7 protein-coding genes are annotated in these 11,753 nt (G+C 35.4%); 2 read left to right on the top strand and 5 right to left on the bottom strand.

All coding sequences use genetic code 11. From position 1 onward, the window contains the following. Nucleotides 1–65 precede the first annotated feature (65 nt). The 5 genes from CDH50_RS02555 to gltB all read right to left on the bottom strand — a co-directional run bounded on the left by CDH50_RS02555 (nt 66) and on the right by gltB (nt 8,757). Complete coding sequence (locus tag CDH50_RS02555) at nt 66–695, bottom strand: carbonic anhydrase family protein (protein ID WP_100610309.1); 630 nt, start codon at nt 693–695, stop codon at nt 66–68. A gap of 3 nt (nt 696–698) precedes the next feature. Then, nucleotides 699–2,300 (bottom strand): SulP family inorganic anion transporter, encoded by a 1,602-nt coding sequence (locus CDH50_RS02550; RefSeq protein WP_100610308.1) that lies wholly within the window; start codon nt 2,298–2,300, stop codon nt 699–701. 86 nt (nt 2,301–2,386) lie between these two features. Continuing rightward, nucleotides 2,387–2,638, bottom strand: a complete 252-nt coding sequence (locus CDH50_RS02545) for a hypothetical protein (RefSeq protein WP_232731939.1) — start codon at nt 2,636–2,638, stop codon at nt 2,387–2,389. Between the two features lie 146 nt (nt 2,639–2,784). Further along, nucleotides 2,785–4,251, bottom strand: coding sequence for a glutamate synthase subunit beta (locus CDH50_RS02540; RefSeq protein ID WP_100610307.1), 1,467 nt, complete (start codon nt 4,249–4,251; stop codon nt 2,785–2,787). 6 nt (nt 4,252–4,257) lie between these two features. Next, nucleotides 4,258–8,757, bottom strand: coding sequence for a glutamate synthase large subunit (gltB, locus tag CDH50_RS02535; protein ID WP_198513421.1), 4,500 nt, complete (start codon nt 8,755–8,757; stop codon nt 4,258–4,260). 473 nt (nt 8,758–9,230) lie between these two features. Here gltB and CDH50_RS02530 point away from each other — a divergent pair, with 473 nt between their 5' ends. Together CDH50_RS02530 and CDH50_RS02525 are read left to right on the top strand one after the other, a co-directional pair. Beyond that, entirely contained in the window at nt 9,231–10,250 is a 1,020-nt protein-coding gene (locus CDH50_RS02530; RefSeq protein ID WP_100610306.1) for a porin, read from the top strand. Nucleotides 10,251–10,337: 87 nt separating this feature from the next. Continuing rightward, the gene (locus CDH50_RS02525) at nt 10,338–11,624 is read left to right on the top strand and encodes an ammonium transporter (RefSeq protein WP_100610583.1); all 1,287 of its coding nucleotides are present in this window, start codon (nt 10,338–10,340) and stop codon (nt 11,622–11,624) included. Nucleotides 11,625–11,753 lie beyond the last annotated feature (129 nt).

The raw sequence follows: 11,753 nt of genomic DNA, 5'->3' as shown, positions 1-11,753 counted from the left end.
TGGTTTGTACTAAAAATAAACTTAGTTGGAGCGATTTCATAATATGTTTAAAATCTACTTTGTCTTTATTCAAAGAATGTTACTTCTCCTGTATTGATATCATACATAGCTCCGATTATCATTATTTCTCCATTCTTTTCCATTTCAGAAAGAATGGGGCTTTCGGCATGAATTCTATCTATTGTAAGTTCTACATTTTTTTTAGCAACGGTATCTACAAACTCTCCATTTTTTGAGTTTCTTTTGTTAACATCCGAAGGCTCAGAAACAGCATTAACTGCGGGGGTTATTTTTTCTATTAGTTTGGTAAGGTTTCCCATTTTAGCATTGTCACATGCACCTTTAATAGCCCCACAACTGGTATGGCCCAAGACAACAATTAGCTTAGTTCCAGCTAATTTGCACGCAAATTCCATACTTCCTAAAATATCTTCATTTACAAAATTTCCAGCGATTCTAACGCTAAAAATATCTCCCAAACCTTGGTCAAAAACCAGTTCTGCCGATACCCTTGAATCTATACAACTCAGAATGGTCGCAAAAGGGAATTGCCCTTCACTTGTATCGTTAACTTGTTCTAATAAGTTACGATTGGCTTTTAAATTATTTTGAAATCTTTGATTACCTTCTTTTAAATATTGTAATGACTTTTGAGGTGTCATTGTTGCCTGTGTTTCTCTTGTATGTGCTTTCATTTTCTATTGTGCCTTATATTTTAATTCTTCTAATTTTGGTCTTGTTGTAAAAAATTCTATATAACTAGGTGGATTTTCAACAATGCCGCGCTCAGATACTAACTTAACAGTAATGTTTCTTTCTTTGGCTTTAAATGCAAAATCATCTAATATTTCAATAATATCATAATCAAGATATCTTGTTTTTCTAACATCGAGTTCTAAAAATGAGTTGTTAGGTAGTTTTTCCAACTCATTAAGTATGGCTCCTTTGTTGATAAATGTAACTTCTTCAGCCAATGTCATTTTCATTCTTCCGTCATCTATATCTTCACCTTCTTTATGTAAAAAATGGGAGTTTTGATAGCTCTTTATTAAAATCACCACAATACCTACTAAAAGCCCTAAACCTATTCCAACCAGTAAATCGGTAAAAATAATCCCTATAACGGTTACAAAAAATGGGATGGATTGCTTCCATCCTAGTTTGTACATTTTTTTGAATAATTCTGGTTTAGCAAGTTTATAGCCCACAATTAATAAAATGGCCGCCAAAACAGATAAAGGGATCATATTAAGGAGACGGGGGATTAAAATAACAGAGATTAAAAGAAAAAAGCCATGTAAAATAGTTGATAGTTTACTTGTTCCTCCTGATTGAATGTTAGCTGAACTTCTTACGATAACCTGGGTAATGGGTAAACCCCCAATTAAACCAGATATAATATTTCCTGTTCCTTGTGCCAATAACTCTCTGTTAGTAGGCGTTACATTTTTGTGAGGATCTAATTTATCAGTAGCTTCTACACATAACAAAGTTTCTAAACTTGCAACTAAAGCGATGGTAAAGGCAGTTACCCAAACTCCGGTACTTGTAATTGCTGAAAAATTTGGAAAACTAAATTGGCCGATAAATGAAGTGGCATCTTCTGGAATAGGAACACTTACTAAATGTTTTGCTGAAATAGCTAAATTTCCCATATCACTAGTTGTTAGAAAATAAACAATGCCTATAGCTACAGCTACCAGAGGGCCTTGTATAACTTGAAATATTTTTCCTTTTTTTGAAAGAACTTTATCCCATAAAAGAATAATCCCTAATCCTATAAATCCAACAATCATAGATCCAACCGCAATATTATTCTTAATATGCAAAATGGCTGAAAATGTATTTTCACCTGATGGTTCAATAAAACTGTCTGCTCCTTCAGGTTCAGCATCATAACCAAAAAAGTGAGGAATTTGCTTTAAAATGATAATAATACCAATGCCGGTTAACATCCCTTTAATAACTGATGAAGGGAAATAATACCCTATAATTCCTGCTCTTAAAACACCAAAAAGTAATTGTATAATACCTCCTAAAACAACAGCCACAAGAAAGTTTTCATAACCACCTAAAGTGCCAATGGCAGTTAAAACGATGGCGGCCAAACCTGCTGCAGGACCACTTACGCCGACTTTCGAACCACTTAGGCTTCCAACAACAATACCTCCAATTATACCAGCAATTAAACCTGAAAATAAAGGGGCTCCACTTGCCAAAGCAATACCTAAACATAAAGGTAAAGCAACAAAGAATACAACGATACTTGCGGGCAAGTCGTTTTTAATAGTTTTAAACATATTATAATATTAATTTACTTTTGGATGTATAACCAAAAGTTGTTAAACTTGATTAATTGACTTTTTAAAAGTCCGTAAAACAGAAATTATAATATGATTTGGTCTGGAGGAGGGGAAATTAAATTAAGATGAGGTTTGGAATAGCTTTTAAACTGGTAGCTAAAATACTCGTTCGAATTTAAGATAAAATCACTTAAAGCATCATGGTAATGCAATGAGAAATTAATTACTATTTTTGTTTTTGAATGTTCTTCTTCTTCAGTTAAAGAATATACAATGGAAGTATCAATTGAATCATCTATGGCAGCAATTATTGATGGCGCTACTATAAGCGACATAAATATGAACATAAAAAATATTGCAATTGCTTTTTTATACATCTAAAAGGGTTATAACAACCAAAGATAATATTTAACATTCCAAAAAATGTTAAATATTATCTAAAATGGTTCTACTAAATATACAAAGTATAATTGAAAGTAAATTATACTCTAGGTAAATCGTTATCGTCTTTTAATGGTAAATCGGAATATCCCATAAGGTAAGTGTCCACATAATGTGCGGCTTGCCTGCCTTCAGAAATGGCCCAAACAATTAACGATTGTCCACGGCGCATATCACCTGCAGCAAAAACACCAGGCACATTTGTTGCATAATCTTTAGTTGTTGCTTGAATATTGGTTCTAAAATCCATATCTATACCAAGCTGCTCTGCGATGGTTTTTTCAGCACCAGTAAAACCTAATGCCAATAAAGCCAATTCACAATCCCAGGTTTTTTCGGTATTAGGAATTTCTTTTAGTTCTGGTCTTTGCCCAGGTTTGAAAACCCATTCTACTTCGGTTGTAACTAGGCCTGTTAAATTACCGTTTTTATCCCCCAAAAATTCTTTTGTTGAAATACTGAAGAAACGTTCCACACCTTCTTTGTGGGAAGAGCTAGTACGTAAACGCATGGGCCAATAAGGCCATGGTTGTTCGGCTGGTCTTCCAGTGGTTGGTTTAGGAAGGATTTCAAAATTTACCACCGATTTTGCTCCATGTCTATTAGATGTTCCTATGCAATCTGAACCAGTATCTCCACCACCAATAACAATAACATTTTTATCTTTAGCTGTTAGAATTTCATCAAATTCGGTAATGCCATCAACACGTTTATTGTTTTGTTTTAAGAAGTCCATAGCTTGATGTACCCCTTTTAGGTCAGCACCTTTAATTGGCATGCCTCTTCTTACGGTTGCGCCACCACAAAGCACAATAGCATCAAACGTTTCTTTTAAGGTGTTGGCATCAATATCTACACCAACATGTGTATTAGTTTTAAACGTAATACCTTCTTCTTCTAAAACAGCAATTCTTCTATCAATAATATGCTTTTCCAATTTAAAATCTGGAATGCCGTAACGTAGCAAACCACCAACTTTAGCATCTCGCTCAAAAACAGTTACTAAATGGCCTGCTCTATTTAATTGCTGAGCGGCAGCCAATCCAGATGGCCCAGAACCAATAACAGCAACAGATTTTCCTGTTCTGGTTTGTGGTGGTTTTGCTGTAATCCAACCTTCTTTGAAAGCGGTTTCAACAATGTTTTTTTCAATATTCTCTATAGTTACAGGATCTTCATTAATGCCAAGCACGCAAGCTTCCTCGCAAGGCGCCGGACATAACCTACCTGTAAACTCAGGAAAATTATTGGTTGAATGCAATATTTTGGCAGCTTCTTTCCATTTGCCTTTGTAAACGTTGTCGTTAAAATCAGGAATTAAATTTCCTAACGGACAGCCACTGTGGCAAAACGGAATACCGCAATCCATACAACGAGCACCTTGGTTTTTCAAGGCTTTTTCGTCCATAGGAATGGTAAATTCCTTATAATTTTTAAGTCTGTTTTCTACAGCATCATACTGTTCAACCTCTCTTTCATATTCCAAAAATCCCGTGATCTTTCCCATATTCTATTAAAGTGTTATAAGGTTTTCTTTTTCTAATCTAATTAAAGCCTGTCTGTATTCTTCTGGAAGTACTTTAATGAATTTTGGTAATTCAGTTTCCCATTTTTCAAGGATACGTTGTGCTTGAGGACTCAAAGTATAGTTATAATGATTTTCAATCAGTCCTTTTAGTATTGTAATATCAGCAGGTTCTATAACCGGGTCTAAATTCAAACCTTCAGTGTTACATTGCTTTTTGAATGTGTTTTTAGAATCGTAGATATAAGCAATACCACCGCTCATACCAGCACCAAAATTTCTTCCAACTTCTCCAAGAATGACTGCGATACCTCCAGTCATATACTCACAACCATGATCTCCAATACCTTCAACAACCGCTTTAGCTCCTGAATTTCTTACGCAAAAACGCTCGCCAGCTTTACCATTTATGTAAATTTCTCCAGATGTTGCACCATATAAGGCAACGTTCCCAATAATGACATTATCTTCGGGAACAATAGTGGCTTCTTCAGGAACTTTAACAATTAATTTTGCGCCTGAAAGTCCTTTGCCAAGATAATCATTTGTGTTTCCACTAACTACCAATGTCAATCCATTGGTTGCAAATGCTCCGAAACTTTGACCCGCAGACCCCGTGAAATTGACTTTTAATGTGTTTTCTGGTAATCCTTGTGCGCCATAAATTTTTGAAATCTCGTTACTTAAAATGGCACCAAAGGCACGATCCATGTTATTGATTTTAGAATCCAGAACTATTTTTTCCTTTCTAAAAATAGCAGGATGTGCTTGGTTTATGATTTTAAAATCCAAGGCTTTCTCTAACTGATGATCTTGTTGTTCGGTATTATGCAGAACAGTTCCTTTTGCTACAGGAATTTGATAAAGAATAGGCGATAAATCTATGCCTAGAGCTTTATAGTGGTTTATAGTTTTATTTCGGTTAAGTTTTTGTACTTGACCAACCATGTCATCAACCGTTTTAAAGCCCAGTTGCGCCATGATTTCCCTTAATTCTTGAGCTACAAAATACATGAAGTTAACCACATGCTCAGGTTGCCCTTTGAATTTTTTACGTAACTCTGGATTTTGGGTTGCAATACCTACTGGACAAGTATTTAAATGGCAAACACGCATCATAATACAACCAGAAGCCACTAAAGGAGCGGTAGCAAATCCAAATTCTTCAGCACCAAGCAAACATGCAATGGCAACATCTCTTCCTGTTTTTAATTGACCATCGCATTCAACAACGATACGGTTTCTTAGGTTGTTCATAACCAACGTTTGTTGGGCTTCGGCAAGTCCTAATTCCCAAGGTAACCCCGCATGTTTTAAAGATGTTAAAGGCGATGCTCCTGTTCCACCATCGTGTCCAGAAATCAATACCACATCAGCTTTTGCTTTTGCCACACCGGCAGCAACAGTACCAACACCAACTTCGGATACTAATTTTACATTGATTCGAGCATCTCTGTTAGCCGATTTCAAATCGTAAATTAATTGGGATAAATCTTCAATAGAATAAATATCGTGATGAGGTGGAGGTGAAATTAACCCAACATAAGGTGTTGAATTTCTTGTTTTGGCAATACTTGGGTTTACTTTTGGCCCAGGTAATTGTCCACCTTCACCAGGTTTAGCACCTTGAGCCATCTTAATTTGTATTTCAGAAGCATTGGTAAGGTAATTTGAAGTCACTCCAAATCGACCAGAGGCTACTTGCTTAATAGCACTATTTTTCCAATCGCCATTGGCATCTTTATAAAAACGCTCTTCATCTTCACCACCTTCACCGGAATTACTTTTACCACCAATTCTATTCATGGCAATCGCTAAATTCTCATGTGCTTCTTTGCTTATGGAACCATAAGACATGGCGCCCGTTTTGAATCGTTTTACAATATTGGTCCAAGGCTCTACCTCGTCAATAGATATAGGGTCGTAATTTGTAAATTCAAACAAACCTCTAATAGTCATTAATTGTTTTGCTTGATTGTTTACAAGTTCTGAATATTCTTTATAAGAACTAGGCTTATTATCTCTTACGGATTCTTGAAGTTTGGCGATGGTTAGCGGATTAAACATGTGCGCTTCGCCATTTCGTCTCCATCTGTATTGTCCGCCAACTTCTAATTCCAAGTCGGCAGCAATCTCCCTTTCTTTATAAGCGTTTGAATAACGCTTGTTAATTTCCTTTTCAATCTCATGCAAACCGATACCTTGAATTCTGGTTGCCGTGTTTGGGAAATATTTGTTTACAACATTGGTATTAATGCCAATACATTCAAATAATTGAGAACCTCTGTACGAGTTAAGCGTGGAAATTCCTATTTTATTCATGACTTTTAAAATACCTTTTCCAACGGCTTTGTTGTAATTTTCAACAGCTTTTTCGGCATCAATAGTAGCGTCAAATTCACTGATTTTATCTTCAATAATTTCATTTACCATGTATGGGTTAATAGCACTAGCACCGTAGCCGAATAATAGTGCAAAATGATGAACCTCACGAGGTTCAGCAGATTCAACAATAAGGCTTACTTTTGAACGTTTCCCTAAGGTTCTTAATGCACTGTTTACATATGAACAAGCTAGTAATGCAGGAATAGGAGCTTTATCTTTATTGACATCCCTGTCGGATAAAATTACGATGTTTGTGCCTCCATCAATGGCTTTTGATACAGCGTCTAAAACATTTTCCAATGCTTCTTCCAATCCGTTATGGCCTCTTTTTACATCGTATAAAATAGAGATGGATGTTGCTTTAAATCCATTTTTGGTAAAGCTTTTTATTTTATCTAAATCCTGCTTAGAAATTACAGGATTCTTGATTTTTAATTTTCTGGCGTGTTTTTCGTTAACATCAAAAATATTGGTGTCACTACCTAATGTTAAACTAATATCTGTAATTAACTCTTCACGAATACCATCCAACGGAGGATTAGTAACTTGAGCAAATAACTGTTTGAAATAGTTATAGATTAATTGAGGTTTTTCAGAAAGCACGGCAATAGGCGTATCTGTACCCATAGAACCAATAGGTTCGTAAGCACTTTTTGCCATTGGTAATATAATGGTATTGATATCTTCTTCAGTATACCCGAAAATAACCTGTCTTTTTGTTAAGTTTTCTTCATTGAAGAATACTGGGCAATCATTATAAGGAATATTTCTAAGATGTACTAAATTATCATCTAACCATTTTTTATATGGGTGTTTTGATGCTATGTTTTCTTTTATTTCTTCATCATTAACAATACGACCTTCATTCATGTTTACCAAGAACATTTTTCCTGGTTCCAATCTGCCGTGATGTTGTACATTTTTTGGTTCCACTTCAATAACCCCTGTTTCAGATGACATGATAACATAGCCATCTTTTGTTACGGTATATCTGGAGGGACGAAGACCATTTCTGTCTAACACAGCGCCAATATAGGTGCCATCTGTAAACGGAATAGACGCTGGGCCATCCCAAGGCTCCATGAGGCAAGAGTTAAATTCGTAAAATGCTTTTTTAGCCTCAGACATGTCAGGGTTTTTCTCCCAAGCTTCTGGAACAAGCATCATCATCACTTCTGGCAACGAACGGCCTGTCATTATTAACAATTCCACAACCATATCCATGGAAGCGGAATCAGATTTTCCTGGAAGTACAATAGGTAAAATGTTTTTTATTTCACTACCAAACCATTTGCTTTCCATGAGTTCCTGACGCGAAAACATTCTGGCAACATTTCCTCTTAAGGTGTTTATTTCGCCGTTATGGCACATATATCTAAACGGTTGTGCCAAATCCCATGTTGGGAATGTATTTGTTGAAAAGCGTTGGTGCACCAAAGCCAATCTGGTTACAAACAAAGGATCGTTTAAATCTTTATAGAAAAGCTTGATATCTTCTGGAACTAACAGTCCTTTATATATAAGGATTTTAGTTGATAAACTTGGTAAGTAGAAATAAGAGCTTTCAGAAAGTTTGGAACTATAAATTTCATGCTCTGCTTTTTTTCTGGCAATAAATATTTTCAAGTTGAATTGAAATTCATCTTGAGCATCATCTTCTTTTCCAACAAATATCTGTTTAACAGCCGGTTGCGTTTTTGCGGCTATTTCACCTAATACAGATTCATCAAGAGGCACATCTCTCCAGCCAATAATCTTCAGGCCTTGTTCCTTGATATGTTTTTCAAGAATTCCAATAGAGTATACTTGTTGATTTGTTTTTTTAGGCAAAAACACATTACTAACGGCGTAATTACCAGCTTCGGGGAGTTTGAATTTACAATTCGCAACAAAGAAATCGTGGGGAATATCAATTAAAATACCAGCACCATCTCCAGTTCTTCCATCAGCACTTACAGCACCTCTATGTTCTAATTTTTCAAGAATTTCTAATGCTTTGTGTATAATGTCATTAGATTTAATTCCTTTAAGACTACAAATAAAACCTGCCCCACAATTATCGTGTTCAAATTCAGGTAAATACATTCCTTGTTTCTTCAGCATAATCAACTAAATATTTGATTTAAAAACTTGACTTAATAAGCGAAGATATGCACTAGATTTTAAATAATAACAATGGCTAATTCATTATTTCGATTTTATAACCTAAGCCATTATAAAAATAATATAATATCAATTATTATGGGATATTTTAATAAATACTCAATCGCTTATAATTAGTAAAATTAAGGAATTCTGCATTAATATCAACAAATTAGCACAATAACAAGAAATAATGCAATTAAACATAATATAATGCTGACAATAATTCAAATAAATGGTTTGTCAAAAAATCAGAAAAATTAAAAATTAACATCATACCTCTAAAAAAATAGGGGTAAAATTCAAATATTGATAAAAGTAACTCGATTGACCCCCTTTTTTTTAGGGGGTAAAACTTTTTTATATAGTTTTACGGTGTCTTAATGGCAAATTAACTCAAGCTTTAAACATTTAATAACCAAAATTTAAACATTATGAAAAAATTTATTACCCTTTCAATGCTTTTTGTTGCAACGGCTTTATTTGCTCAAGAAGAACCAGCTCCGCCAACATTTACTCTTAGTGGTAGTATAGATGCTTATTATAGAGCTAACTTCACAGCTCCAAATGATGAAAATGCCATTGCGCCAGGATCATCATTTGCTAATTTGCCTGGTTTTGCTTTAGGTATGGCCAATGTGGTTGCTTCTTACGAGGGCGAAAAAGTTGGTTTTGTTGCCGATTTAGTTTTTGGACCAAGAGGTACAGATGCTGTTTTTTTATCTCCAATGTACTCTGCAACTGGAAATATTGTAAACCAATTGTATGCTTACTGGAATGTTAGTCCATCCGTAAAACTTACTATGGGTAACTTTAATACTTTCTTAGGGTACGAGGTTATATCTCCAACGGCTAATTTTAACTATAGTACATCTTATTTATTCTCTTATGGGCCATTTAGCCATACAGGTTTAAAAGCGGATTTTACGTTATCTGATGATTTCAGCTTAATGGTTGGTGTTATGAATGATACTGATTTAACAGAGTTTAACCCAACTGGTGATTATGCATTTGGTGCTCAATTAGGTTTTGTTGGTCAGTACTTAAATGTATTGGTTGATCCTTCATTCTTTGAAATCGACTATACAGGAGGATTTGATTTGTCTGATTCTTTCTATTTAGGAATTAATGCTGCTTATTATAGCCTAGAAGATGATGGTGGTGGATTTATGGGAGCCGCTTTATACCCACAATATTCTGTATCTGATACGTTCACGCTTGGTTTAAGAGGTGAGTATTTTGCAGAAGATGGTGATTTTGGGGCTATAGGTAGTGGTGTAGATGATACAAGTGTTCTTGCTTTAACTTTAACAGGAAGCTTTGCAATCGATAATTTAACTATCAAGCCAGAGATAAGATTGGATAGTGCTTCTGATGATTCATTTATCGATAACGATTTAATGCCAACAAAAAGCTTAGGCTCATTCGTGTTAGCTGCAATCTACTCTTTCTAAGAGTTAAGAATAAAATTTAAAAAGATAAAAAAGCAAGTCACATTGCTTTTTTATCTTCATTTAACTAACCCTTAAAACTAAATGATTATGTCTATTTTAAACACTCCCCTTATCTTACTACAGGACACCGCCGCAGTTGAAGGCGATATGGGTATGCTATGGATGCTTATTTCAGGTATCCTCGTATTCTTTATGCAAGCAGGATTTTTCTTGGTAGAATCTGGAATGACCGATTCAAAAAATGCTGTTAACATTGCCATGAAAAATTTCCTAGACATTGCTGTTGGCTCTCTAGCCTTCTGGTTTGTTGGTTATTCATTAATGTATGGCGCAGATGCGGGTGGAGGATTCTTGCATTGGGGAGGTTTTATCTTTTCTCAAGGTGCTGCTGATTTATTCTTTCAAACTGTATTTGCTGCAACTGCTGCAACTATTGTGTCGGGAGCTATTGCGGGTAGAACTAAATATACAACGTATGCTATTTTCAGTATCATTATGACTGCTTTAATTTATCCTATTGCTGGTGGTTGGGAATGGAATGGTGGTTGGTTGAATAATACAGATGGAATCATGCCAGCTGAATTTATTGATTTTGCAGGTTCTTCTATTGTTCACTCTGTTGGTGGATGGGCGGCACTTGTAGCTGCCTGGATGGTTGGCCCTAGAATTGGAAAATTCTTAAATGGTAAACCAATTGAGATGCATGGTCATAACCAAATGTATGCAACTTTAGGGGTGTTTATCCTTTGGCTGGGCTGGTTTGGTTTTAATGGTGGTTCTCAATTAGCTTGGGGTGGTGACGATGCTATTGCTGCATCTCAAGTCGTGCTTGTAACCAATTTAGCTGCTTCTGCTGGTGCATGTGGGGCGTTATTACTAACATGGATTAAAAATGGAAAGCCAAATTTGAGTATGACTTTAAACGGTGCGTTAGCTGGTTTGGTTAGTATAACAGCTGGTTGCGGAAATATGAGTGAAGGTGGTTCAGTGTTAGCTGGATTATTAGGAGGTATTCTAGTGGTTTATGCTATAGGATTTGTTGAGAAAACATTAAAGATTGACGATGCTGTTGGTGCTATATCTGTACATGGTATTTGTGGTGCCTGGGGGACTTTAGTTATTGGTCTTTGGGGTGTGGATGGTGACACTGGTATTGGTATATTTAATGGAGGAGGTGTTGCTCAGTTAGCCGCTCAATCCATTGGGGTTTTATCATATGCTGCATGGGCTATTGGAACATCATTTATTTTCTTGTTTATTTTGAAGAAAATATGTGGCTTAAGAGTTACTGAGGCAGAAGAAATTGCTGGTCTTGATATTTCTGAACATGGAACGATTGCTTACGCAGGTAAGAGACAAAGAGAAATGGAATAATATCTTCAATATTATAAATTTAGAATGCCTTAGAGATATAAATCTAAGGCATTTTTTTCTCAAATATTACAAAGAAGGTATAAATGTTATTTTTAAAGTGTCATTAGTATTTGTTAGGTGCTCTAGAGC

Origin of the sequence: Confluentibacter lentus, assembly GCF_002806995.1 — a bacterium.
GTDB lineage: Bacteria > Bacteroidota > Bacteroidia > Flavobacteriales > Flavobacteriaceae > Confluentibacter > Confluentibacter lentus.
The sequence above is the reverse complement of the archived record's forward strand: the minus strand, read 5'-3'. Positions and strand labels throughout refer to the sequence as shown.

Coding starts and splice junctions, on each gene's coding strand:
- CDH50_RS02555 (WP_100610309.1), bottom strand. CDS start 695: ATGAAAGCACATACAAGAGAAACACAGGCAACAATGACACCTCAAAAG.
- CDH50_RS02550 (WP_100610308.1), bottom strand. CDS start 2,300: ATGTTTAAAACTATTAAAAACGACTTGCCCGCAAGTATCGTTGTATTC.
- CDH50_RS02545 (WP_232731939.1), bottom strand. CDS start 2,638: ATGTCGCTTATAGTAGCGCCATCAATAATTGCTGCCATAGATGATTCA.
- CDH50_RS02540 (WP_100610307.1), bottom strand. CDS start 4,251: ATGGGAAAGATCACGGGATTTTTGGAATATGAAAGAGAGGTTGAACAG.
- gltB (WP_198513421.1), bottom strand. CDS start 8,757: ATGCTGAAGAAACAAGGAATGTATTTACCTGAATTTGAACACGATAAT.
- CDH50_RS02530 (WP_100610306.1), top strand. CDS start 9,231: ATGAAAAAATTTATTACCCTTTCAATGCTTTTTGTTGCAACGGCTTTA.
- CDH50_RS02525 (WP_100610583.1), top strand. CDS start 10,338: ATGTCTATTTTAAACACTCCCCTTATCTTACTACAGGACACCGCCGCA.